The 23,678-nt window shown below is 73.2% G+C and carries 20 protein-coding genes; 2 read left to right on the top strand and 18 right to left on the bottom strand.

Annotation, left to right across the window (positions count from 1 at the left end; all coding sequences use genetic code 11):
- The coding region (gene infC, locus VIB11_RS02235) for a translation initiation factor IF-3 (RefSeq protein ID WP_414695735.1) at positions 1-321 on the bottom strand (321 nt) is incomplete at its 3' end.
- A gap of 288 nt (positions 322-609) precedes the next feature.
- Between infC and VIB11_RS02230 the strand changes: the two genes are divergently transcribed.
- Positions 610-1,047, top strand: coding sequence for a DUF1844 domain-containing protein (locus tag VIB11_RS02230; protein ID WP_414695734.1), 438 nt, complete (start codon positions 610-612; stop codon positions 1,045-1,047).
- Between the two features lie 118 nt (positions 1,048-1,165).
- On the opposite strand, the gene VIB11_RS02225 is transcribed toward VIB11_RS02230, so the two are convergent.
- From VIB11_RS02225 to VIB11_RS02215, 3 genes are all read right to left on the bottom strand, one after another.
- Entirely contained in the window at positions 1,166-1,618 is a 453-nt protein-coding gene (locus VIB11_RS02225; protein WP_332027952.1) for an SRPBCC family protein, read from the bottom strand.
- The gene (locus tag VIB11_RS02220) at positions 1,615-3,222 is read right to left on the bottom strand and encodes an NAD(P)/FAD-dependent oxidoreductase (protein ID WP_332027950.1); all 1,608 of its coding nucleotides are present in this window, start codon (positions 3,220-3,222) and stop codon (positions 1,615-1,617) included. Before VIB11_RS02220 ends, VIB11_RS02225 begins: the two co-directional genes overlap by 4 nt.
- A gap of 152 nt (positions 3,223-3,374) precedes the next feature.
- The gene (locus VIB11_RS02215; RefSeq protein ID WP_332027948.1) at positions 3,375-4,607 is read right to left on the bottom strand and encodes an MFS transporter; all 1,233 of its coding nucleotides are present in this window, start codon (positions 4,605-4,607) and stop codon (positions 3,375-3,377) included.
- A gap of 162 nt (positions 4,608-4,769) precedes the next feature.
- Between VIB11_RS02215 and VIB11_RS02210 the strand changes: the two genes are divergently transcribed.
- Complete coding sequence (locus VIB11_RS02210; RefSeq protein WP_332027946.1) at positions 4,770-6,356, top strand: catalase; 1,587 nt, start codon at positions 4,770-4,772, stop codon at positions 6,354-6,356.
- A 19-nt stretch (positions 6,357-6,375) separates the two neighbouring features.
- Here VIB11_RS02210 and VIB11_RS02205 read toward each other — a convergent pair whose 3' ends face one another.
- The 14 genes from VIB11_RS02205 to VIB11_RS02140 form a co-directional block, all read right to left on the bottom strand.
- Positions 6,376-7,596 carry an RNA polymerase sigma factor gene (locus tag VIB11_RS02205; RefSeq protein WP_332027943.1) on the bottom strand — a complete coding sequence of 407 codons (1,221 nt, stop codon included), beginning with the start codon at positions 7,594-7,596 and terminating at the stop codon, positions 6,376-6,378.
- Between the two features lie 7 nt (positions 7,597-7,603).
- Positions 7,604-7,981, bottom strand: a complete 378-nt coding sequence (locus VIB11_RS02200; protein WP_332027941.1) for a YciI family protein — start codon at positions 7,979-7,981, stop codon at positions 7,604-7,606.
- 151 nt (positions 7,982-8,132) lie between these two features.
- On the bottom strand, positions 8,133-8,870 hold the full coding sequence (locus VIB11_RS02195) for an SseB family protein (RefSeq protein ID WP_332027939.1): 738 nt from the start codon (positions 8,868-8,870) through the stop codon (positions 8,133-8,135).
- On the bottom strand, positions 8,867-9,604 hold the full coding sequence (gene priA / locus VIB11_RS02190) for a bifunctional 1-(5-phosphoribosyl)-5-((5-phosphoribosylamino)methylideneamino)imidazole-4-carboxamide isomerase/phosphoribosylanthranilate isomerase PriA (RefSeq protein ID WP_332027932.1): 738 nt from the start codon (positions 9,602-9,604) through the stop codon (positions 8,867-8,869). The genes VIB11_RS02195 and priA overlap by 4 nt, the downstream gene beginning before the upstream one ends.
- 79 nt (positions 9,605-9,683) lie before the next feature.
- Complete coding sequence (gene hisH, locus VIB11_RS02185; RefSeq protein ID WP_332027930.1) at positions 9,684-10,325, bottom strand: imidazole glycerol phosphate synthase subunit HisH; 642 nt, start codon at positions 10,323-10,325, stop codon at positions 9,684-9,686.
- Positions 10,322-10,957 (bottom strand): hypothetical protein, encoded by a 636-nt coding sequence (locus VIB11_RS02180; RefSeq protein ID WP_332027928.1) that lies wholly within the window; start codon positions 10,955-10,957, stop codon positions 10,322-10,324. The genes hisH and VIB11_RS02180 overlap by 4 nt, the downstream gene beginning before the upstream one ends.
- 3 nt (positions 10,958-10,960) lie before the next feature.
- Positions 10,961-11,569: an imidazoleglycerol-phosphate dehydratase HisB gene (hisB, locus tag VIB11_RS02175; protein ID WP_332027926.1), complete on the bottom strand. Its 609-nt coding sequence runs from the start codon at positions 11,567-11,569 to the stop codon at positions 10,961-10,963.
- Positions 11,566-12,729, bottom strand: a complete 1,164-nt coding sequence (locus VIB11_RS02170) for a histidinol-phosphate transaminase (protein ID WP_332027924.1) — start codon at positions 12,727-12,729, stop codon at positions 11,566-11,568. The genes hisB and VIB11_RS02170 overlap by 4 nt, the downstream gene beginning before the upstream one ends.
- Positions 12,726-14,057 carry a histidinol dehydrogenase gene (gene hisD, locus VIB11_RS02165; protein ID WP_332027922.1) on the bottom strand — a complete coding sequence of 444 codons (1,332 nt, stop codon included), beginning with the start codon at positions 14,055-14,057 and terminating at the stop codon, positions 12,726-12,728. The genes VIB11_RS02170 and hisD overlap by 4 nt, the downstream gene beginning before the upstream one ends.
- A 109-nt stretch (positions 14,058-14,166) precedes the next feature.
- Positions 14,167-15,453, bottom strand: a complete 1,287-nt coding sequence (locus VIB11_RS02160; RefSeq protein WP_332027920.1) for an MFS transporter — start codon at positions 15,451-15,453, stop codon at positions 14,167-14,169.
- 18 nt (positions 15,454-15,471) lie between these two features.
- On the bottom strand, positions 15,472-18,507 hold the full coding sequence (locus VIB11_RS02155) for a bifunctional [glutamine synthetase] adenylyltransferase/[glutamine synthetase]-adenylyl-L-tyrosine phosphorylase (RefSeq protein ID WP_332027918.1): 3,036 nt from the start codon (positions 18,505-18,507) through the stop codon (positions 15,472-15,474).
- 42 nt (positions 18,508-18,549) lie between these two features.
- Positions 18,550-19,887, bottom strand: a complete 1,338-nt coding sequence (locus VIB11_RS02150) for a glutamine synthetase family protein (protein ID WP_332027917.1) — start codon at positions 19,885-19,887, stop codon at positions 18,550-18,552.
- Positions 19,888-19,940: 53 nt separating this feature from the next.
- Positions 19,941-21,482 (bottom strand): NAD(P)/FAD-dependent oxidoreductase, encoded by a 1,542-nt coding sequence (locus tag VIB11_RS02145; protein WP_332027915.1) that lies wholly within the window; start codon positions 21,480-21,482, stop codon positions 19,941-19,943.
- 113 nt (positions 21,483-21,595) lie between these two features.
- Positions 21,596-23,678: immune inhibitor A domain-containing protein (locus tag VIB11_RS02140; RefSeq protein WP_332027913.1), on the bottom strand; the 2,083-nt coding region annotated here is incomplete at its 5' end.

The raw sequence follows: 23,678 nt of genomic DNA, 5'->3' as shown, positions 1-23,678 counted from the left end.
GAACATGATCGTCACCTTGACCTTGTCGCCGCCCTTGAGGAAGCGCTCGACGTGGCCCTTCTTGGTGCCGTAGTCGTGCGGGTCGATCTTCGGGCGGAGCTTGATCTCCTTGATGACCGTGTTGACCTGGTTCTTGCGCGCGTCGCGCGCCTTCATGGCCGCTTCGTACTTGAACTTGCCGAAGTCCATGAGCTTGGCAACGGGGGGCTTGGCCATCGGGGCCACCTCGACGAGGTCGAGGTCGGCCTCGGCGGCCAGCCGCAGCGCGTCCTCGACGCGCACGATGCCGACCTGCTCTCCATTGGGACCAACCAACCGCACTTCCGGGACCCGGATGCGGTCGTTGATGCGAGGCTCGCTGATGGTGGTGCTCCTTCAGTCATGGGGTGCGCCCGCAGCAACGAGAAGAGGCTCCCCGCCGCAGTTGCGCGAGAAGCCTCACCAGAATCCGTCCCGGGAACCACCAAGGCCGGTATGCCGTGGCTGGGCCACCGCGGCATACGCCCTTCGCGGACCTGGGGAACCCGGCGACCTGGACGGTCACGGCGGGTGGAAGCATGGTGTCGCTTCTCTTGCACACCATCCGTGCTCTCGGGTCACCCCGCGGGCATGGACGGCCGGTCGATCTGCAAGGCTACCAGCGTGAGCACGGAATCTCCCAATCCCGCGGCCGGCCCCTCCCCCAGCGCGTCGCCCGGCGACCCCGAGGGCTCGCAGGCGTCATCCGCGGCCCGCGACATCGCCGACGTCCCGGCGGTCGAGGTCATCACCACGGCCGCCATCCACATGATGAGCGCGGCGGCCGTCAAGTGCGGCCTGGCCGAGGGGGACGACGCCCAGGAGCACCTCGACCTCGACGAGGCTCGCCGCCTGATCACGGCGCTGGCCGGCCTCGTCACTGCGGCGGCCCCGGAGCTCGGCAGCCAGCACGCCGCCCCGCTGCGCGACGGGCTGAAGTCGCTGCAGCTGGCGTTCCGGGAGGCCTCGGTGATCCCGGACCCGCCTGGGCAGGGCCCGGGCGAGAAGTTCACGGGCTCCGTCGTCTGAGCACCACCCCGACGGTCCATCCCGGCCGCCACCGACCGCGGTGCAGGGCCGGGGGCGCCCGCGGCTGACAGCGCTCCCCGCCGGCGCGGGGCTGGGGAGCGCTGCGCCGGCAGGGCGATCAGGGTGTGGGAGGCCGCGCTCCGCCCTCCGCGAGGTAGGCGAGCCGGCGCAGGGCCTCGGTGTTGCGGACGTGGAGGACGGGGTCCTGGACGGCCGTGGGGACGAGCGTCGCCGGCCCCGAGACCGCCCACTCCTCCATCGTCACGGTGGTGCCCCCGGCCGGGTCGGCCTCGCAGCGGAGGCGCACCCGGCCCTCCCCCGCGGGCCAGGCCCGCACCCGGAGCAGCAGCTCCCGCGGAGCGTCCGCCCCCTCGACCGACGTGGTGTCGCTCAGCAGCGCGGGCCACAGCCCCACGGAGTGGTGGATGCGGCTGCCGACCGCCGGCCAGTCGGCGTCCACGTCGCGGACACGGGCGGCGCCGACGACCCAGGAGGCGTAGCTCCAGCCGTCCGCGAGAACGGCGAACACCTCCTCCGGCCGGCACTTCAGGTGCCTGGTGGTGCGGCTCATGTGCGGTGCTCCCTTCTGCGCAGTGGGGCGGTCACGCGGCTCAGCCGGTCGTGGGCCATCGCGGCCCGGGCGGCGTTGGAGCCGCACGCGCCGTGGACACCGCCTCCCGGGTGGGCGGACGACGAGGCCAGGTAGAGCCGCGCGACCGGGGTCTCGGCGCGCCCGAGGCCGGGAACGGGGCGGAAGACCAGCTGCTGGTGCAGGTTGGCCGTGCCGCCGCCCAGCGCGCCCCCGACGAGGTTCTCGTCGCGGGCCTCGAGCTCGCGTGGCCCCAGGACCCGGCGAGCGAGCACGCGCGCGCCGAAGCCGGGTGCGTAGGCCTCGACCCGAGCCTGGACCCGGTCCGCCATCCGCTGGAGGTCGTCGTGGTCCCACGTCCCCGTGATGCCGCCGTCGCCGGCGTCGCTCGTGGTGTGCTGCGGGACGTGGGTGTAGGCCCAGAACGACTCGCAGCCGGCCGGGGCGCGGCTCGGGTCGGACGTGGCCATCTGGCCGGCGAGGAGGAACGGGGCCGCAGGCACGGCGCCCGCCGCGATCTGCGCCCCGGACGTGCGGATCTCGTCGATCGACTCCGCGATGTGCACGGTCCCCGGTGCCGTTGCCGGGCTCGAGGCCCAGGGCACGGGACCGCTCAGGGCCCAGTCGACCTTGACCGTGCCCGGGTCCCACTCGAAGGCACGCATGCGGCGTAGCAGCCGGTCGGGCAGGTGCTCCTCGCCCACCAGCCGGCCGTAGAGGCTGGGGGCGCTCACGTCGGCGAGGACGGCCCGCCGCGCGGTGACGAGCCCGCCACCGGCCACCTCCACGCCCACCGCCCGGCCGGCGCGGACCACCACCCGGGTGGCGCGCGTCCCCACCAGCAGCCGACCGCCGCGGGAGGTGAGGCGGGCCACGAGGGCGCTGCTGAGGCGGCCGGCGCCTCCGCGCGGCACGGGGTAGCCGAGGTCCTGGCCGATCATGGCGAGCACCCAGGCCATGACCGTCGAGCCCGTGGCGTCGACGGGGATGTCGGCGTGGGCGGCGTTCCCGGCCAGCAGCATTCGCGCAGCGCGGCCCCGGAAGCGCTGGCCGGCCATGCTCTGGAGGGGGGACAGCAGCATCTGCACGAACCCGAGCCCGCCTGCTCGGGGCAGGCGGGTGAGCGCGCGCGCCCCGCTGCGCAGCGGCGGGAAGGGCGTGAGCAAGGCCCCGATCACATCTGCACCGATGCTGTCCCACCCGGAGCACAGCTCCAGCCAGGCCTCGCCGTCGCCGGGCTGGAGGGCGTCGAGTGCCGCTGCGGTGTCCTCGGCACGGCGGTGCATCAACGCCCAGTCGCCCGAGAGGAAGGGAGTGCCGAGGACGGCGGGCGCCTGCTCCCACTCGAGGCCGAACCGCTCGAGCCCCAGGGCGCGGATGGTGGGCGAGACGGCGGCCAGCGGGTAGAACGAGCTGAACGTGTCGTGCACGAAGCCGGGGTGGACGTCCTCGTCGCTGCGGACGGCCCCGCCCGGCTCGGGCTGGGCCTCGAGGACCGCGACATCCCAGCCGTGGTCCGCCAGCAGGTTGGCTGCAACGAGGCCGTTCGGGCCGCTGCCGATGACCACCGCGTCGGCCGCCTCCATGGCGCTCCTTCCTGCTCGTCCGGGTGCGGGTCGCTTCCGCCGGGGCTCGGCGCGGTCACAGGTCCGGTCTCGGGCCGGCCTCGCCCAGGCCCCACGCTAGGGCGCCCGTCCCGCTGCTGCCCGTCGGACGCGCGGCCCGGGAGCTGTGCGGCTCAGACCTCCGCGGGCGCGGTGGGCGTCGGCGCGGCGGCCCTCCGTCGCCGCGCACGGCTGGCCGTCGCCCCCGCACCGACGACCGCGACCACGACACCGGCCAGCGCCACCACCACGAAACCGGCACCCCACCCCCAGAGGTCGATCGCGACCCCCGCCAGCGGCGCTCCGAGCGCCATGCCGGCCGTCATGAACGAGCCGTGCCAGCCCATCGCCTCACCACGGGAGGACGCGGGGACGACGCGGCTCACCTGGTCGATGGTGGCCGTGATCGTGGGCGCGCAGAGCAGTCCGGCGACGAAGGCGAGGGCCGCCAGCGACATCGGGCCGGCGGCGAACGCCATCGGCAGGGTGACCAGCCCCAGCCCGGCGAGGAGGGTGAAGGCGGAGATCGACCGGTGCAGCCCGCCGTAGACGAGCCCGCCGATGAGCGACCCGAGGCCCCACACCGCCAGCACCCACCCGATCGTGGACTGGGCGTCGAAGGCACGCAGGGCCGCCACGATGGCGATGTCGGAGCCACCGAGCACGACGGTGGTCGCGGCGGCGCCGAGGCAGATCGCGAGGAACTGCGCGCGGAACCACTGGGAGCGCGGGACGGCAGCACGCGCCTCGGGTGCGGGGCCGTCACCCAGCTCGGTCTGCGCCCCGGGCTCCCGGATGGAGGGGTTGGCCACCCACAGCAGGATCCCTGCGGCGACACCGAGCATCTCGATGCCGAAGAGCACCCAGGAGGTCGGCCAGAGGGTGGCCGCCCACACGCCGAGAGCCGGGCCCACCATGAAGGACAGCTCCACGGCGACGGAGTCCAGGGAGATGGCTGTGCGCCGGTCGCCCTCCGGCACGGCGGCGATGACGGCCTGCCGGATGATCGAGAACGACGGGATCACGAACAGGCCGGCGAGGGCGGCCAGGCCCAGCAGCAGCCAGTAGCCCACGAAGGGCGCGATCGACCAGCACACGGCCGCGACGATGACGGAGGGGACGACCACGCGGCGCAGACCGAGGCGGTCGAGCAGGCGGCCGCGCCAGGGCCCGCTGACGGCGATGGCGATCGTGGCCGCCGCCGAGACGAGACCGGCCGCGCCGTAGCTGCGGTCGAGGCTCGACACGACGTGCAGCGTCAGCACGACCGCGCCGGCGAAGATCGGCATCCGCACGAGGATGCCGAGCAGCAGCGCCTGCCTCAGGGCAGGGCTGGACAGGACGCGGCGGTAGCGCTGGATGGGCACCCGATCAGGATCCCACCTCGCCCCGACACTCTTCACCCGGATATCCCCCGGCTCGGTTGCTGAGCCACCACCCCCGTGCGACGTTGGACCGACCGGGCCGGGGGGCGCCCAGCTGCGCCCTCGGCATACCGGACACCCACCACCGCACCCGAAGGAGCAGAGATGACGGACACGACGCGCGCGGGCGGACCCTCGATCGAGACGGCCCCCAGCGCGGAGGCGGGGCTCGGGTCCACCACCGACACCGGCGCCCCCGCCGTCAGCGACCGCAACTCGCTGACCCTGGGCCCGGACGGCCCGATCCTGCTCCACGACGTGCACTTCCTCAACCAGATGGCGCACTTCAACCGTGAGCGGATCCCCGAGCGCAACGTGCACGCCAAGGGGTCGGGGGCCTTCGGGGTCTTCGAGACCACCGAGGACGTGTCTCGCTGGACGAAGGCGGCGCTGTTCCAGAAGGGCGTCACCACCGAGATGCTCGCGCGCTTCTCCACCGTCGCGGGCGAGCAGGGCTCGCCCGACACCTGGCGCGACCCCCGCGGCTTCGCGCTGAAGTTCTACACCTCCGAGGGCAACTACGACCTCGTCGGCAACAACACCCCGATCTTCTTCATCCGCGACACCATGAAGTTCCCGCACTTCATCCGCAGCCAGAAGCGCCTGGCCGGCTCGGGCCTGCGCGACAACCACATGCAGTGGGACTTCTGGTCGCTCAACCCCGAGTCCGCCCACCAGGTCACCTACCTCATGGGCGACCGCGGCATCCCGAAGACGTTCCGGCACATGAACGGCTACGGCTCGCACACCTACCTGTGGGTCAACGAGGACGGCGAGAAGCACTGGGTGAAGTACCACTTCCACAGCGACCAGGGCGTCGAGGGCCTGACCGGTGAGGAGGCCACCCGTATCGCCGGGCAGGACGCCGACCACCACCGCCGCGACCTCTACGAGGCCATCGACCGCGGCGAGTTCCCGAGCTGGACCCTCTCGGTGCAGGTCATGCCCTACGAGGACGCGGAGACCTACCGGTTCAACCCCTTCGACCTGACCAAGATCTGGCCGCACGCGGACTACCCGCTCATCAAGGTCGGCACGATGACGCTGAACCGGAACCCGGACAACTTCTTCGCCGAGGTCGAGCAGGCGGCGTTCGAGCCGTCGGCCCTCGTGCCCGGCATCGGCTTCTCCCCCGACAAGATGCTGCTCGGGCGGGCGTTCGCCTACTCCGACACCCACCGCTACCGGATCGGCCCGAACTACCTGCAGCTCCCCGTCAACCGCCCCCGCGTCGAGCTCAACACCTACACGCAGGACGGCCCGATGGCCTACGAGCACCGCGGCGACGCCCCGGTCTACGCGCCCAACAGCCAGGGCCGCGGGTACTCCGACGAGGTCGGCGTGGTCGACAACGGGTGGGAGGCCGACGGCGCCATGGTCCGCCAGGCCTACACCCTGCGGAAGGACGACGACGACTTCGGCCAGGCGGGCACGCTGGTGCGCGAGGTCTGGGACGACGAGCAGCGGGAGCAGTTCGTCCAGACCGTCGCCGGCCACCTGCTGGGCGGCGTGAGGTCCCCCGTGCTGGAGAGGGCCTTCGAGTACTGGAAGAACGTCGACGCCGACACCGGCAAGCGCATCGAGGAGGCCGTGCGAGCCGGGCAGGGCGGCGACAACCCCGGTGGCGAGGCGGACGACGCCAAGGTCGTCACCGAGCCGGTCGTGGAGACCGACACCCACGCCGACAGCTGAGGGTGGGCCGCTGCCGGGTTCAGTGACCTCTCCGGGCGAGCAGGAACCGCCGCTCCGTCTCGCTGTCCGTGAGCGCCAGCGCGTCCTCGTAGGCCTGGCGGGCCAGCGCCGGCCGGCCCAGCCGGGTGAGGACATCGGCCCGGGTCGCCGGGAGGTAGGGGTACGCCGCGAGCGTCGGCTCCGCCTCGAGGGCGTCGAGGTCATGCAGGACGGCCTCGAGGTCAGCGCCGGGGACCAGGCTCGCCGCGGCGGCACGGTTGAGGGCGACCACCGGGGTGGGCCAGCGCAGCAGCAGGGCGTCGTACATGCGCACCACCTGGGGCCAGTCGGTCGCCTCCCACGCGGGGGCCGACATGTGCAGCCCCGCGATGGCTGCCTGGAGGGTGAAGCGCCCGTCCCCGCGTGCGAGGGCCCGCGTGGCCAGGGACAGCCCCTCGTGCACGAGAGCCCGGTCCCAGCCGGACCGGTCCTGGTCGGCGAGCAGGACGAGCTCCCCGCCGGCGTCGACGCGGGACCCCGCCCGGGCCTCGGCGAACAGCAGCAGGGCCAGCAGGCCGAGGGCCTCCGGGTCGTCCGGCAGCTGCACGACCAGAAGGCGTGCGAGTCCCACGGCGCGCGCGGTGAGGTCCTCCCGCACGAGACGGTCGCCGGAGGCGCTGTGGCCGGCGGTGTAGGCCAGGTGGACCACGGTGAGGACGGTGTCGAGCCGGGCCGGCAGGGCGTCGTCCGGCGGGATCCGGAAGGGCACGCCGGCCGCCGCGATCTTCTGCTTGGCCCGGGTGACGCGGGCCGCGACGGCGGTCTCCTTCGCGAGCAGCACCCGGCCGATCTCCGCGGTGGTGAGCCCGCACATCAGGCGCAGCGTCAGGGCCAGCTGGGCGTCGCGGCCGAGGGCGGGGTGGCAGCAGGTGAAGACCAGCCGGAGCGGATCCGCCGGGCCGGGGTCGGGCCCGCCGGCCGCAGCCTCCTCCACGGCCAGCAGCGGTAGCTTGCGCCGGAGCGTCGCCTCCCGCCGGATCCGGTCGAGGGCGAGGCGGCGTGCCACGGTCGCCAGCCACCCGCCGGGGCTGTCGGGGATGCCCGCGCTCCAGGTCTGCAGGGCCCGGACGAAGGCGTCCTGGGTGCAGTCCTCGGCGAGGTCGAGGTCGCGGGTGAGGCGCACCGTGCCCGCCAGGACCGAGGCCCAGTGGCTGCGGTGCGCCTCCTCCACTGCTCGCGCGACGTCGCGGGGGTCGGGCACGTCGACCTCAGCCGGAGGTGTCCGAGCCGCTCGTGTCGAGGACCGGGCGGATCTCCAGGTTGCCCGTGGGGCAGAGCGCGCCGAGCTCCAGGGCCTGGTCGAGGTCCCGGGCCTCGATGAGGTAGTAGCCACCGAGCGCCTCCTTGGTCTCGATGAACGGCCCGTCGCTCACCACCGGTGGCGTGGACGGGTGCTCCCAGTCCTTGCGGAGCGTGGTGGCCGTCGTCGTGCGCTGCAGCGCCCTGCCGTCGAGGATGCGGGCGCCGGCCGCCTCGACGGCCCGGCTGAACTCCCCGTGCAGCTTCATCGCCGTCTCCCAGGACTCCGGGGTCAGGTCGTCGAACCAGCTCTCGTCGTCGAACAGCAGGAACAGGTACTCGGCCATGGTGGCCTCCTTGTGGTGAAGGGGTCTGTGCCCTGATGACGAACGCCCCGCGGCCCATTCGACAGGCTGGCCACCGAATCTGTCACCGGGTTTGGCACAACCCGGGGCCACGAGGCGCTGACCCTGCCCCGCGGGACGCCGCCGCCCCGGGCTACCGGATGGAGAACGCCAGCCCGTCGACCCGGGCACGGAGCTCGCCGTCGGTCGCGAGCCGCTCCCCCACGCGCGTCGCGATCGCCTCGACCTCGGCGGCGGCGAGTCCCGGCTCGAGGTCCAGGACGATGGCGAGGATGCCCTGCCCGGCGGGCCGCCCGGGCGCCAGCTGGTGCGCGCGGACGGCGGCCTCGGGCTGGACCGCCGCCGCCACGGCCCGCGCGACGGCCTCGTCCTGGTGGGCCGGGAGCCAGGTCCGCTGCTGGGCGAGCGCCCACACCATGCTGGGCCGCAGCACCACGCTGCGGGGCCCGGCGACGTCGACGACCATGACGTCGCAGCGCTCGGAGACCGCCGCCTGCGCCGCGCGGGACGCGGTCACCGGCACCGGGCGGGCCGCGGCGTCCCACGCGGCCAGGGTCTCCAGGGAGGTGAAGACCGGCAGGGCCCGCTGCCCGTCGGGTGCCACGAGGGTCACCGCCGCCATGTCCGTCTGCTTCTCGGCTGTCAGGGCCCCCGACTCGTCGAGCTCGACCGGCTCGGCCACGATCGGCACGAGCAGGCGCGCCTGGCTCACCGCGGCCATCAGCGCCCCCTCGTCGGAGGGGTCGTGGAGCGCGGCCTCGAGCGCGGCGTCGGCGGCCCCGGTGTCGTGGTCGAAGCCGGTGCCCGACAGCTCACGACCGCCCCAGGGGACCCCGGCGGAGTCGCGTGGCCCGTGCTGGGAGTCGGTCACGGCCGCCCTGCCACGTCGAGTGCCTCGGGCAGCGTGAACGCGCCGCGGTAGAGGGCCGACCCGATGATCGCACCCTCGACGCCGGCGTCCACCAGGCCCCGGATCGCCTCGATGTCCGCGAGGGTCGACACCCCGCCGGAGGCGACCACCGGGCGGTCGGTGCGGGCGCACACGTCGCGCAGCAGGCCGAGGTTCGGGCCGGCCAGCATGCCGTCCTTGTCGACGTCGGTCACGACGTAGCGCGCGCAGCCCTCGCGGTCGAGCCGCTCGAGGGTCTCCCAGAGGTCGCCGCCCTCCTGGGTCCAGCCACGGGCGGCCAGCGTGGTGCCGCGCACGTCCAGGCCGACGGCGATGCGGTCGCCGTGCTCGGCGATGGCCGCGGCGGTCCACTCGGGGTCCTCGAGCGCGGCGGTGCCCAGGTTGACGCGCCGGCAGCCGGTGGCGAGCGCGGTCTCCAGCGACTGGGCGTCGCGGATGCCGCCGCTCATCTCGACCTTGATGTCGAGGCGGCCGACGATGCTCGCGAGCAGCTCGCGGTTCGAGCCCCTGCCGAAGGCGGCGTCGAGGTCCACGAGGTGCAGCCACTCCGCGCCCTGGTCCTGCCACGACCTGGCTGCCTCCCACGGGTCGCCGAACTGCCCTCCCGTCCCGGCGACGCCCTGGACGAGCTGGACCGCCTCACCGCCCGCCACGTCGACGGCAGGAAGGAGCTCGAGTCGGGCGGCGCTGCTCATGGGGTGTCCTCCGGGGTCGGGGTCTGGGGTCGGGTGGTCACGGGAGGTCAGGACCGGACCGGAACGTCACAACCTAAGGTCACAGGGACCTCACCCAGTTCTCGAGCAGGGTCAGCCCTGCCTCGCCCGACTTCTCCGGGTGGAACTGCGTGGCCGCCAGTGGCCCGTTCTCGACGGCAGCGACGAAGTCGTTGCCGTGGGTGGCCCAGGTGACCCGGGGCGCGAGGGCCGCGAAGTGCCCGGTGGGGGGCTCCATCGTCCAGTCGGCCACGGCATACGAGTGCACGAAGTAGAAGCGCTCGTCCTCCACGCCGGCGAACAGCGCCGAGCCCTCGGCGGCGCGCACCGTCGACCACCCCATGTGCGGCACGACGTCGGCCTTGAGCCGGGCCACGGTGCCCGGCCACTCGCCGAGCCCCTCCTGCGGGCTCTCACTGGGCTCGTCCGAGCCGTCGAACATGACCTGCATGCCCACGCAGACGCCGAGCACCGGACGGCCGCCGGCCAGCCGCGTCTCGATGACCAGGGGGCCGCCCGCGGCGCGCAGACCTGCCATGCAGGCGTGGAAGTTGCCGACGCCGGGCACGAACAGCCCGTCGGCGGCCAGGGCCGCCGCCCGGTCGGAGGTCAGCTCGACCGTGGCACCGACGTGCTGCAGGGCTCGCACGCCCGAGCGCACGTTGCCGCTGCCGTAGTCCAGCACGACGACACGGGCCGTCATGGTCCGTCCTCCTCCTGCTCGGCACGGTGCCGGGCCTCTTCGAGTACGAAGGCGTTGAATCGTGCCACGCCGCGAACGCGGGGCTCGACGAGGTCCCCCTGGGGCGGGCCGTCGCCGGCGAGGAGACCGGCCCCGGGCAGGCCCAGTACGCCCATGAGGTCCGCGAGCAGCGTCGGGGCGTCGCCGCGGGACTCGCGGAGCAGCCCGGCCACCTCGCGCTCGACCCCGCGCGTGGTCGCGTGGGCGGCGCCGACCAGGTCGACGGGCCGGGCGAGGCGGAGGGCAGGCGTGCGCACCACTCCCCGCCCGGGCTGCCAGACGAGCCATCGCTGGACGGTGCGCCAGCCCTCCCGTCGGACGGTCACCACGGCACGACCCCCGACGGCGAAGAGCCCGACCGTCGAGCGCAGCCGGTGCGACACCGGTTGCGACGCAAGGACGGTCAGCGCGTCGTCGTAGGGCGGCAGCGCACGGGATGCCGGCTCAGCGGGCTGGACGGCCGTCCACCCCGGCAGGGGCACGACGCGCGCGGCAACGAGCCCGCGGGAGGCCCAGCGGGCCGCGGCCTCGGGATCGCTGCGGAGCAGGAGCAGCCCGCGCCCGTGCCGCGCGGACTGCCACGGCACGCTCACGGCTTACAGACTGCCCTTCGCACTGGGGATGCCGGTCACCCTCGGGTCGCGGGCGACGGCAGCGCGCAGCGCCCGGGCCACGGCCTTGAACTGCGCCTCGACGATGTGGTGGGGGTCGCGGCCCGCGAGCACCCGCACGTGCAGGGCGATCCCCGCGTGGTGGGCGAAGGACTCGAGCACGTGCCGCGTCAAGGAGCCGACGTAGTTGCCCCCGATCACGACGTACTCCTGGCCCTCTGGCTCGCCGGTGTGCACGACGTAGGGCCGACCCGCCACGTCGACGACGGCGTGGACCAGGGCCTCGTCGAGCGGCACCGTGGCGTCGCCGAACCGGGAGATCCCCCGCTTGTCGCCGAGGGCCTCGCGCAAGGCGTCGCCAAGGACGATGGCGACGTCCTCGACCGTGTGGTGGGCGTCGACGTCGAGGTCCCCGGTGGCCTTGACCCGCAGGTCGATCAGGGAGTGCTTGGCGAGGGAGAGCAGCATGTGGTCGTAGAACCGGACGCCGGTGTTGACCTCGCCGGCGCCCGAGCCGTCGAGGTTGAGCTCGAGCTCGACGCTGCTCTCGGAGGTCGTGCGGGTCAGTGAGGCGGTGCGGGCGGGGGTGCTCATGCGGGACGCTCCTCAGCGCGGCTGGTCACGGCGGCGTTGCTGCTCACGGTGACGTTCTGGGCGGTGACCGACTCGGCCATGGCGGCCAGGAAGGCGCCGGTCTCGGCGGGGGTCCCGGCCGTGACACGAAGATAGTGCGGGATCCCGACGTCGCGGACCAGGACGCCCCTGTCCAGCAGCGACTGCCAGGTCGCGGCCGCGTCGGACAGGCCGCCGAAGAGGACGAAGTTGGCGTCACTGGGCACCGGGTCGAGCCCCAGCGCCGTCAGGCCGTCGACGATGCGGTCGCGCTGGGCCTTGATCACCGCGACGGTCGAGAGCATCTCCGGCGCGTGGCGCAGGGCCGCGAGGGCGATCGCCTGCGTCGGAGTGGACAGGTGGTAGGGCAGCCGCACCAGGCGAAGCATGTCGGTCAGCCCCGGGTGCGCGGCGAGGTAGCCGAGACGCCCGCCGGCGAAGGCGAACGCCTTGCTCATGGTCCTGGTGACGACGAGCCGCTCGCGGCCCTCGAGCAGGGTCAGGGCGCTGGGCGTGCCCTCCCGCGCGAACTCCGCGTATGCCTCGTCGACGACGACCACGGCTTCCGGCGCCGCGTCGTACACCGCCTCCACCACGTCGAGCGACAGGGCGGTGCCGGTCGGGTTGTTCGGCGAGCAGAGGAAGACGACGTTGGGCCGGTGCTCGCGCACCTGTGCCACCGCCGACTCCGCGGTCAGGTCGAACGGCGCGTCCGTGCCCTGGCCACGCAGCCCGTCGACCCAGGCCGTGCCGAGGGTCTCGGTGATGATCGGGTGCATCGAGTAGGCCGGTGTGAACCCCAGCGCGACCCGGCCGGGCCCGCCGAAGGCCTGCAGCAGGTGCTGGAGCACCTCGTTGGAGCCGTTGCCGGCCCACACCTCGGCGGCGGTCACCTCGACCCCCGAGGTGGTGGTGAGGTATGCCGCGAGGGCAGCCCGCAGGTCGGTGAACTCCCGGTCGGGGTACCGGTTGAGGTCTGCGGCGACCTCGGCGACCGCGGCCGTGATGTCGTGGACGACGGTCTCCGGCACCGGGTAGGAGTTCTCGTTGGTGTTGAGCCGGACCGGGACGTCGAGCTGGGGCGCGCCGTAGGCGGTCTTGCCGCGCAGCTCGGGCCGCAGCAGCTCGCTCAGCCGGCTCACGGCGCGTCGCCGAAACGGGCGGTGACCGCCTCACCGTGCGCGGGGAGGTCCTCCGCCGTGGCCAGGGTGACGACGTGGTGCGCCACGTCGCGCAGGGCGGCCTCGTCGTAGCGGACGACGTGGATGCCGCGCAGGAAGGTCTGCACGGACAGGCCGCTGCTGTGGCATGCGCAGCCTCCGGTCGGGAGGACGTGGTTGGAGCCGGCCGCGTAGTCGCCGAGGCTGACGGGCGAGAACGCGCCGATGAAGACGGCACCGGCATTGCGCACCCCGGCCGCGACGACGTCGGCGTCGCGGGTCTGCACCTCGAGGTGCTCCGCGGCATACGCGTTGACCACCTCGAGGCCGGCGTCGAGGTCGTCGACGAGGACCACCCCGGACTGGCGCCCGCCGAGGGCGGTGCGCACCCGCTCGGCGTGCTTCGTCTGCGGCACCCTGCGCTCGAGCGCTGCGGCGACGCCGGCGGCGAGCCGGTCGCTGTCGGTGACCAGGACGGACGCCGCGTAGGGGTCGTGCTCGGCCTGGCTGACGAGGTCGGCCGCGACGTGCTCGGCGTCGGCGCTGTCGTCGGCGAGCACGGCGATCTCGGTCGTCCCGGCCTCGGCGTCGATGCCGATGAGGCCCTTGAGGAGGCGCTTGGCCGCGGTGACGTAGATGTTGCCCGGCCCGGTCACGAGGCTGACGGGCTCGCAGACGGTGCCGTCGTCGTCGAAGCCGTAGGCGAACGCGGCCACCGCCTGGGCACCGCCCACGGCATACACCTCGTCGACGCCGAGCAGGGCGCACGCGGCGAGGATGGTGGGGTGCGGGTAGCCGGCGAAGGAGCCGGTGTTCTCGCGCTGCGGCGGGCTCGCGACGGCCAGCGAGGGCACCCCGGCGATCTGGGCGGGGACGACGTTCATCACGACGCTCGAGGGGTAGACCGCCCGGCCCCCCGGGACGTACAGGCCCACCCGGTCGACGGGCACCCAGCGCTCGGTGACGGTGCCGCCCTCGACCACCTCGGTCGTGGTCTCGGCCCGCCGCTGGTCCTCGTGGACGAGGCGGGCCCTGCGGATGGCCTCGTCGAGCGCAGCACGGACCTGCGGGTCGAGCCCCTCGAGAGCGGCCTCGAGGACGTCAGCAGGGACGCGCAGCGCGGCTGGCCGGACCCCGTCGAAACGCTCGCCGAGCTCGTACAGCGCCTCGGCGCCACGATGGTGCACGGCCTCGCAGATCGGGCGCACGGTCTCCAGTGCGGCCTCGACGTCGAACTCGGCGCGCGGCAGGATCCCGCGGAGGTCGCGCACGCTCAGCGCGCGTCCCCGCAGGTCGGTCGTGGACATCATGGGCCCGATTCTAGGCGGCGCTCCGGTGCGCCCCGGCCGCGGTCTCATCCCGCGGGAGCCCGTCCCGCGCTCCCGACGGTCACGCCTGGCGCTGCGGGGCCGGACGGGGTCAGGCCGCCCGGGAGGTGTCCTCGTGGGGGCTGAAGGTCCGCTCGACCGCCTCGGCGATCTCGCCCTGCGGCCACCGGGCGGCGAGCAGGACGAGGCCCCCGAGGCTGACGACCGCGCACACCCCCACGGCGGCCGCCGGTCGGGTGTGCTGGGAGATCCAGCCGGCGAGGAGGTAGAAGGCACCGGTCGCGGCCACCGACAGCGCCCCCGCCAGGCCGAAGACCCGGCCGCGCAGCCTGGCGGGCACGACGAGGGTGAAGGTGGCCTGCAGCGGCAGCATGTACGCCTGCAGGGCCCCGCAGGTGAACCAGGCTCCCCAGACCACCGGCAGCGGCGGCTCCACGACCGTGACCAGGAGCGGCAGCGGCATGGTCAGGGCCATCCACAGCATCGAGCGGTTCTGGCGCTCCGCCCCCAGCCGGCTCATGAGGAGCAGCCCGACCACGGCGCCCAGGATGGGTGCCGCCATGAGCAGCCCTCCCCAGGCCGGCGAGTCCGTGTGGGTGTTGACGTACGGGATGGCGACGGCCTCCGGCGCCGCCATCGCCAGGGTGCTGGTGACGCTCAGGAGAAGGAGCGCGGTGAGCACGCGGTTGGCGAAGAGGTGCCGACCGCCCTCGACGACGTCGCGGGCGAAGCCGCGCAGGCCCTGCTCGGCCTCGCCGAGCGGGTCCCGGCGCGGGACCACCCTGGCCACCACCGCCGCGGCCACGAGGAAGGTCGCCAGGTCGAACAGCAGCCCCTGGGTGGCGCTGGTGGCCGTGACGACGATGCCACCGACCGCGAGGCCGATGGCCTGGTTGACCTGCTCCGCGAGGGTGTTGACGCCGAAGGCCCGGGCGTACAGCCGGCGGTCGGGGAAGAGGTCGGTCAGGAGCATCTGGTTGGCGGCCACGGCGGGGCCGCCGCCCAGCTCGAGCACGAAGAGGAGGACGAGCAGCACGGCTACCGGGGCGGAGGACGCGACCGCCGCCAGCAGGGCGACCACGAACAGCGCGCGGACCAGGTGGCTTCCGATCAGCACGTACTTGTAGGGCACGCGGTCGGCGAACGGGGAGAGCAGCATCCGGCCGAAGACCGACGGGAGCAGCGACACCGCGAAGGTCGCGGCGGTCGCGACCGCCGAGCCGGTGCGCTCGAAGACCACCGCTGCCACGGTGATCCGGGCGATGTAGTCGCCCCAGGTGGAGAGGCTGGCGGCGAGGAAGGTGGGGAGGAAGGCAGGGGCGCGCAGCACCTCCCCGAATGAGGGAACCCCCTCGTGCCGACCGCCCCTCACGCGCATGGGGCTGACCGTACCCCGCTAGGGGGTGTCGTAAAAGTCGAGCTCCACAACGGTTCGGGCGCGTCGCGCCACCCGCCGGTAGGACTCGGCCAGCTCGGCGCCGCTGCCGGGCTCTCCGCCCATGATCCGGCTGACGCCGTCCGCGACGCGCAGGTCCGACGGCACGCTGTCGACAGGGCGCCCGCGGAACAGCACCGCGGCGTTGCGCATCCGGGAGGCGAGGGTCCACGACGCGGCCAGGGCCTCAGCGTGCGAAGGGTCGAGCAGGCCGGCCTTCTCCAGGGCGTGGAGGGCAGGCATCGTGGCGGTCGTGCGCAGGTCCGGCACCTCGTGGGCGTGGCACATCTGGTGCAGCTGGACGGTCCACTCCACGTCGCTCAGGCCGCCGCGCCCGAGTTTGAAGTGGGTCTTGGGGTCGGCCCCTCGGGGCAGCCGCTCGGCCTCCATCCGCGCCTTGAGCCTCCTGATCTCGCGCACCTGCGCAGGGGTCAGGCCCTCCGGCGGCCAGCGCAGCGGGTCGATCAGCTCGACGAAGCGCCACCCGAGGTCCTGGTCACCGGCGATGGGCGCCGCCCGCAGGAGCGCCTGGGACTCCCAGGTGAGGGACCAGCGCTCGTAGTACGCGCGATAGCTCTCCAGGCTCCGCACGAGCGGGCCGTTCTTGCCCTCGGGGCGCAGGTCCGCGTCGAGGCCGAGCTGCGGGTCGGGGCCCTGCGAGCCGAGCAGCCGGCGCAGCTCCTGCACCACCTCGAGGGCCTGGGTCTGCGCGAGGTCCTCCGACGCGCCCTGCTGCGGGTCGTGGACGAAGAGGACGTCGGCGTCGCTGCCGTACCCGGACTCGCCGCCGCCGAGCCGTCCCATCCCCACGACGAGCAGGGACGTGCACAGGCTCCCTCCATGTCGCTCCGCGACGACTCGGGAGGCGACCTCCAGGCTGGCCTCGATGAGCGCGGCCGAGAGGTCCGTGAGCGCGAGACCGACGGCGTCGAGGTCCAGCTGCCCGCTGAGGTCCGCCACCGCGATCCGGAAGAGCTCCTGGCGGCGCACGCCCCGGGCAGCCAGGACCGCGCGCTCCGCGTCGTCCTTGCGCCCGGCCGCCGCGGCCATCCGCCGGACGAGGTCCTCCCGGGGGCGCGGGGTGAGCCCGCCGCTGTCCCCGAGGATCGCCACCGCCTCAGGAGCACCCATCAACAGGTCCGCGGCGAACCGGCTGCGGGCCAGGGTGTGCGCGAGCCGCTCGGCCGCGGACCCCTCGTCGCGCAGCAGCCGGAGGTACCAGTGGGTGGATCCGAGGTCCTCGCTCACCTTCCGGAACGCCAGCAGCCCACCGTCGGGGTCGGCCTCGTCGGCGAACCAGCCGAGCATCACCGGGAGCAGGGTCTTCTGGATCGCGGCGCGGCGGCTGACCCCGGCGGTGAGCGCCTCGAGGTGCCGGATCGCCCCCGCCGGGTCGCGGAAGCCGAGGGCGGCCAGCCGCTCCCGCGCCGCCTCCGGGGTCAGCCGGGCCTCGCTCGAGCTGAGCCGGGCCACGGCCGCGAGCAGCGGCCGGTAGAACAGCCGCTCGTGGATGCGGCGCACCTCACGGGCCTGCCGCTGCCACCGGGAGACCACCTCGGCCACCGCGTCGCGGCGGTGCCCCAGGCCGCGCCCCAGCCGGCGCAGGTCGGACTCCGTCGTCGGCATCAGGTGGGTGCGCCGGAGCCGGTAGAGCTGGATACGGTGCTCGAGGGTGCGAAGGAGGCGGTAGTTGGCGTCGAGCGTGGCGGCGTCCTCGCGACCGACGTACCCGCCGCGGGCCAGAGCGTCGAGGGCCTCGAGGGTGGTGCCGGAGCGCAGTGAGTCGTCCGCCCGCCCGTGCACCAGCTGGAGCAGCTGGACGCTGAACTCGACGTCACGCAGGCCCCCCGGCCCCAGCTTGAGCTGCCGGTCGGCCTCGTTGGCCGGCACGTGCTGCTCGACGCGTCGCCGCATCGCCTGGACGTCCTCGACGAAGTTCTCCCGGGAGGCGGCCTGCCAGACCATCGGCGACACCGCCGCGAGGTACCGCTCCCCCAGCTCGCGGTCGCCCGCCACCGGACGGGCCTTGAGCAGGGCCTGGAACTCCCAGGTCTTCGCCCAGCGCTCGTAGTAGGCGCGGTGGCTCTCGACGGTGCGCACCAGCGGGCCGTGCTTCCCCTCGGGGCGCAGCGCCGCGTCGACCGGCCAGAGGGTGCCCTTCGCCGTCGAGGTCGAGCACGCCCGCATCAGGTTGGTCGCGAGCGCGGTGGCCGCCGCGAGAGCGGTCGTCTCGTCGGCGCCCTCGGCCGGCTCGGCGACGAAGATGACGTCGACGTCGCTGACGTAGTTCAGCTCGCGGCCGCCGGTCTTGCCCATGCCGATGACCGACAGCCGGCAGCGGTCGGCCTGCTCCCCCAGCTCGGCATGGGCGATCACGAGCGCCGCCTCGAGCGCGGCCTCCGCGAGGTCGGCGAGGGCCTCGGCGGTGTCCGGCAGGGTCTGGGTCGGGTCCGGCGAGGTGAGGTCGAGCGCCGCGATCCCCAGCAGCTCGCGTCGATAGGCCACGCGCAGTGCGTCGTATGCCGTGTCGTCGCCGGGGTCGCGGACCGCCGAGACCAGGGTCCGGGCCCGCTCTGCCGCCGCGCGCGGGCGGGCCTCGGTCACGCTGCGCCAGTGCTCGGGGTGGGCGACCAGGTGGTCGGCCAGGGCGGTCGAGGCTCCCAGCACCGCGAGCAGGCGGTCGCGCTCGGGCCCGCTGTGGCGCAGCGCCCCGGTCAGCCCGGTCACCTGGGCCGCCGGACCCCCCTCGGCGTCACGGCGCTGCGGCTCCGAGGCGCGCAACGCCTCCATCAGCCGGACCAGGCTGAGCAGCGCGAGGTCGGGGTCCGCCGTGACGCCCAGCGCGTCGGGCAGCCCGTCGCTGAACACGTCGTCGAGCGGGTCGACCAGACCGCGCAGGGCGGGGTCGGCGAGCAGCTGCTCCGCCCGGGCACCGTCGGCGAAACCGAGGCGCGCCAAGGCCACCGACCGGGAGGACTGGCGCGCGCTGGTGCTCACGTCCCCAACCTAACGGGGCCGCAGCCCGCCCGGACGCCCGCCTCAGAGTCCGGGCAGGTAGCGCTCGAGCTCGAAGCGGGTGATCTCGCCGCGGTAGTCGTCCCACTCGGCGCGCTTGTTGCGCAGGAAGAAGTCGAAGACGTGCTCGCCGAGCGTGTCGGCCACCAGCTCGCTCTTCTCCATGACCCCGATCGCCTCGTGCAGCGACGACGGCAGCGGCTCGATGCCCATCGCGTGCCGCTCGGAGCCGGTGAGGCTCCACACGTCGTCCTCGGTCTCGGGCGGGAGCTCGTAGTCCTCCTCGATGCCCTTGAGCCCGGCGGCGAGCAGGAGCGCGAAGGCGAGGTAGGGGTTGCAGGCCGCGTCGAGGGTGCGCACCTCGACCCGGCTGCTCTGGCCCTTGAGCGGCTTGTACATGGGGACCCGCACCATCGCGCTGCGGTTGTTGTGGCCCCAGGTGAGGTGGGCGGGCGCCTCGCCGCCGCCCCAGAGCCGCTTGTAGGAGTTGACCCACTGGTTGGTCACGGCCGTGACCTCGGCCCCGTGGCGCAGCAGGCCCGCGATGAACTGCCTGCCCACCTTGGACAGCTGGTAGGGAGCGCCGGCCTCGTAGAACGCGTTGCTGTCCCCCTCGAACAAGGACATGTGGGTGTGCATGCCGGAGCCGGGGTACTCGGAGAACGGCTTCGGCATGAACGACGCGAAGATGCCCTGCTCGAGCGCCACCTCCTTGATGACGGTCCGGAAGGTCATGATGTTGTCGGCCGTCGACAGCGCGTCGGCGTAGCGCAGGTCGATCTCGTTCTGGCCGGGTGCTCCCTCGTGGTGGCTGAACTCGACCGAGATGCCCATCGACTCGAGCATCGTGATGGCGGCGCGGCGGAAGTCGTGGCCGGTGCCGTGCGGGACGTGGTCGAAGTAGCCCGCCTGGTCGACCGGCTCGGGCCGCTCCCCCGGCCGGAAGCCGCTCTTGAGGAGGAAGAACTCGATCTCGGGGTGGGTGTAGAAGGTGAAGCCGAGGTCGGCCGCCTTGCCGAGCATCCGCTGCAGCACGTGGCGCGGGTCGGCCCAGCTGGGGGTGCCGTCGGGGAGCGTGATGTCGCAGAACATGCGCGCGGTGCCGGGGCTGTCGCCGCGCCACGGCAGCACCTGGAACGTCGCGGGGTCGGGCTTGGCGAGCATGTCGGCCTCGTAGACGCGGGCGAAGCCCTCGATGGCCGAGCCGTCGAAGCCGATGCCCTCGGCGAAGGCTCCCTCGAGCTCGGCGGGGGCGACCGCCACGGACTTGAGGGTCCCGAGCACATCGGTGAACCACAGGCGGACGAAGCGGATGTCCCGCTCCTCGATGGTCCGGAGGACGAACTCCTGCTGACGATCCATGGGTCGAATCCTGCCCTAGTTCTGCTTCGCGGCGGTCAAGGGTTCACGGGGTGTCACGCCTGCAGCACCGCCTGGGCAGCGTTGTGGCCGGGTATGCCGGACACGCCGCCGCCGCGCCGCGCGCCCGCTCCCGCGAGCACGACCCGCTCGTGCCGGGTCTCCACGCCCCACCTGCCGACCTCGTCGGGGCGCTCGGCCCACGGCCACTGCAGCGAGCGGTGGAAGATGTTGCCCCCGGGCAGTGCCACGTCGCGCTCGAGCTCGACCGGGGTCCGCGCCTCCAGGCAGTAGGCGCCGGAGGGGTCGCGCAGCAGGACGTCCTGGATCGGCTCGGCGAGCACCGAGTTGAGCGACTCGAGGGTGTGGCTGAGAGCGAGGTCGCGCATCTCGTCGTGGTCCTCCCGGAACAGCCGAGCCGGCATGTGCAGCCCGAAGAGCGTGAGCGTCTGCGCGCTGGTGTCGGCGAGCCCCGGGCCGAGGATGCTGCGGTCGGAGAGGCTGTGGCAGTAGATCTCGCACGGGGGGAGCCGCGGCACGTGGCCGGCGGCAGCGGCGGCATACGCGTCCTGGAGCTGCTGGTAGCCCTCGTTGATGTGGAAGGTGCCGGCGAACGCGGCCTCCGGGTCGGCAGCCCCGTCGCGCAGGCGTGGCAGGCGGGTCAGCAGCATGTTGACCTTGAGCTGGGCGCCCTCCGGCGACTCCTCGGTCTCCACCGGGTCGGCCCCGGCCGCGGCCAGCAGCTGGTTCAGGACCGCGGGCGCGCAGCCCGCGTGCACGCGGGCGGCACGGGCCGAGCCGCCCTCCCACGACACCTCTCCGTCCGGGCTCACCGAGGTGGCCGGTGTGCTGGTCCTGATCTCGGCGCCCGCCTGGGTGGCGGCCCTGGCCAGGGCGTCGGTGACCGCTCCCATCCCGCCGACCGGTACGTCCCAGTCACCCGTGCCGCCGCCGATCAGGTGGTAGAGGAAGCAGACGTTCTGGCGCAGGTCGGCCCCTCGCAGGTCCGCGAACGTGCCGATCAGGGCGTCGGTGGCGACGATGCCGCGCACCGTGTCGTCGGCGAACGTCTGCTCGAGGACCTCGCCCAGGGGCCGCTCCACCAGCGCGCGCCAGAGCTCGTCGTCGGCGACCAGCTCGGCCATCTCGGCGGCCGGGCGGAGCGGCTCGAGGACGGTGGGGAACACGCGCTGGGCGAGGCTGCCCACCCTGCCGTAGAAGCGCTCCCACTGCTCGTGCTCCGCTGTGGACCCGGTGAGCCGGCGGAACGCCTCCGCGGTGGCTCCCGGGTCTCCGTGGTCGACGAGGACCGAGCGCCCGGGGTGCCCCGGTACCGGGGTGAACGAGGAGTAGCGGCGGCGGATGAGCCGCACGTCGAGGTCGAGGTCCTCGATCACCTGACGGGGCATCAGCGACACGAGGTACGAGTACCGCGACAGGCGGGCGTCCACGCCCGGGAAGGCCTGCGCGGAGACCGCCGCCCCGCCGATGTGGTCGCTCGCCTCCAGGACGAGGACGCGCCTGCCGGCCCGTGCCAGGTAGGCCGCGGCCGTGAGTCCGTTGTGCCCGGCGCCGATGACGATGTCGTCGTAGTCCACGGCGCCAATCTAGGGGCGAACGGCGCGGGGCACCGGCTGGGGCACGCAGCGGGGCCCCGGGAGTGCTCCCGGGGCCCCGCCTGGTGCTGGTTACTGCCGGTGGGCCGGCGTCGTCACCAGGTGACCGAGAGCGACATGGTGTCGCCCCGCTGCTTGAGCACCCGGATCTTGACGCCCGAGCCCGCGGTCTTGGTCGAGGACCAGGGGTTGTCGGCCGTCCAGTACTTGTTCGGGTAGGCGTCGTCGAACGTGGAGATCGCCGCCTGCGGCTTCACCGTGACCGGGACACCGTTGCGGTGGAAGGTGACCTTGTCGGTCTTCTCCAGGCCGAACGTGGCGTCCCACGGCTGGCGCCGGTTGCCCAGCTTGGCGCCGTCGGGGAAGGTGATCGGCGCCGGGCGGGCGTCGACCGGGAGCGCCTGGCCACCACCGGGGTGCGCCGAGGTGTTGTTGTCGCCGTAGGCGCCGTCGGCGTACCAGACGAGCATGCCGTTCTGGTACGGGAACCGCTCCACCCAGTTCGGCTTGGTGTTGGCCCAGCCGAAGTTGTACGGGCCGGTCTTCAGCGTGGCGTCGTAGCCCTTGTAGACCCGGTTCTCGACGAGGTAGTAGTGCGCTGCCTTCTCGGACGTCGTCCCGCCCATGCGGGTGAACCCGTCGGCGGTCCAGCCGTTGGTGCCCGACTCGACGTCGTCGGTGAAGACGCTGGCGCCGTCGGCGGTCAGCTCGATGTCGTCGATGAACGGGCCCTTGTAGTGCAGGCCACCGTCGGTCGCGTAGCGGAAGCGCACCTGGACCTGCTTGCCGGCGTAGGCGCCGAGGTCCCAGGCCTTCTTCACCCACGCGCTCTCGCCGCCGATGGCGTCGAGCTCGTCCCAGGTCGCGCCGCCGTCGTCGGAGGCCTCGACGAAGAGGTAGTCGTAGCCCTCCTCGATCTCGTACTCGAGCCAGGCCGACAGCGAGGCGGTGGTCTTGCCGGTCAGGTCGACGGAGCGGGTCAGGGTGTTCTGCAGGTTGTCGGCCGAGCCGCCCCACCACTCGTAGGAGCCCGAGTGCGGGGTGTTGTAGTCCGTCACCACGGTCTTGTCCGGGAGGTTGACGATGAGGGCCTGCGGCTTCCACTTGTCGTCACGGTCGGCCGGGCCGAGCTCGATCCGGCGGTCGCCGCCCTTCTGCACGACCTGGAAGTCGAGCCAGCCGAGCTGCAGCTTCTCCCACGGGCCCATGTAGCCGGGCGTCGTGCCGATGGAGTCCTTGCCGTGGTTCAGCCACGAGCCACCGGACATGAGGGACCAGAAGCCGGTGCCGTTGTCACCACCCGCGGTGTCGTAGAGGTCGGGCAGGCCGAGGTCGTGGCCGAACTCGTGGGTGAAGACGCCGAGCCCGCCGTTCTCCGGCTCGGTGGTGTAGTCACCGACCCAGATGTTCGAGCCGCCGATCTTGGCGCCGCCGAGCTTGTTCTCGCCGGGGCCGGTCTTGCCGATGTCGGTGGAGTTGACGTACCAGCGGTGCGACCAGATCGCGTCCTCGCCGAGCTTCCCGCCGCCGGCTTCCTCGCCCTCGCCGGCGTGGATCGCCTGGAAGTGGTCGATGTAGCCGTCGGCCTCGTTGAAGTTGCCGTCACCGTCGGCGTCGTAGCGGTCGACCTGGTCGAACTGCGTGAGGTACTCCGCGATCTGAGCCTCCGTCTTGCCGGCCGCGACCTGAGCCTCGTACCACGCGTTGACGGTGTCCTGGATGTAGGACCAGTAGCCCTCGCGCTCGTTGTCGTTGTCGCCGTACGTGGCTGCCTCGCCCTTGACCTGGACCCAGTCGGAGACGTCGCCCTTGGCCAGGAAACGGCCGTTGGACTGCTTGAGGTAGAAGTCCTTGAAGGACTCACCGTCGCCGAACATCATGTCCTGGAAGTGCTTCTGGTTGAAGTCGGGGACCCAGTACGTGGAGTTGTCGTCGGTCGCGTCGCCGTTCCACTTCCGGTCGGGCTGGGGGATCTCGTTGTGCCCCATGTCGCTGAACTCGGAGAGGATCGTGAAGATCGACTCCTCACGGTCGACGGGGTAGGAGACGTAGCGGTCCTTGGCCTTCTTCCCCCTCTTGTCCTTCTTGCCCTCGAGCTTGATGACGCGCTCGCCGCCGCGGGTCTCGGTCTTCGCCTCGCCCTGGACCAGCTTGGTCACGGCCTCCTTGCGCAACGCG

It is taken from the genome of Pedococcus sp., assembly GCF_036554925.1.
Lineage (GTDB): Bacteria > Actinomycetota > Actinomycetes > Actinomycetales > Dermatophilaceae > Pedococcus_A.
Note: the sequence above shows the minus strand (reverse complement) of the source record. Positions and strands in the feature narration are given on the sequence as shown.

Bases quoted from the DNA above. Each gene is read 5' to 3' on its own strand.
- VIB11_RS02210 (WP_332027946.1), top strand. From the start codon at position 4,770: ATGACGGACACGACGCGCGCGGGCGGACCCTCGATCGAGACGGCCCCC.
- hisH (WP_332027930.1), bottom strand. From the start codon at position 10,325: ATGACGGCCCGTGTCGTCGTGCTGGACTACGGCAGCGGCAACGTGCGC.
- VIB11_RS02200 (WP_332027941.1), bottom strand. From the start codon at position 7,981: ATGGCCGAGTACCTGTTCCTGCTGTTCGACGACGAGAGCTGGTTCGAC.
- VIB11_RS02150 (WP_332027917.1), bottom strand. From the start codon at position 19,887: ATGGATCGTCAGCAGGAGTTCGTCCTCCGGACCATCGAGGAGCGGGAC.
- VIB11_RS02220 (WP_332027950.1), bottom strand. From the start codon at position 3,222: ATGGAGGCGGCCGACGCGGTGGTCATCGGCAGCGGCCCGAACGGCCTC.
- VIB11_RS02230 (WP_414695734.1), top strand. From the start codon at position 610: ATGGACGGCCGGTCGATCTGCAAGGCTACCAGCGTGAGCACGGAATCT.
- priA (WP_332027932.1), bottom strand. From the start codon at position 9,604: ATGAGCAGCGCCGCCCGACTCGAGCTCCTTCCTGCCGTCGACGTGGCG.
- VIB11_RS02225 (WP_332027952.1), bottom strand. From the start codon at position 1,618: ATGAGCCGCACCACCAGGCACCTGAAGTGCCGGCCGGAGGAGGTGTTC.
- VIB11_RS02160 (WP_332027920.1), bottom strand. From the start codon at position 15,453: ATGCGCGTGAGGGGCGGTCGGCACGAGGGGGTTCCCTCATTCGGGGAG.
- hisD (WP_332027922.1), bottom strand. From the start codon at position 14,057: ATGATGTCCACGACCGACCTGCGGGGACGCGCGCTGAGCGTGCGCGAC.
- hisB (WP_332027926.1), bottom strand. From the start codon at position 11,569: ATGAGCACCCCCGCCCGCACCGCCTCACTGACCCGCACGACCTCCGAG.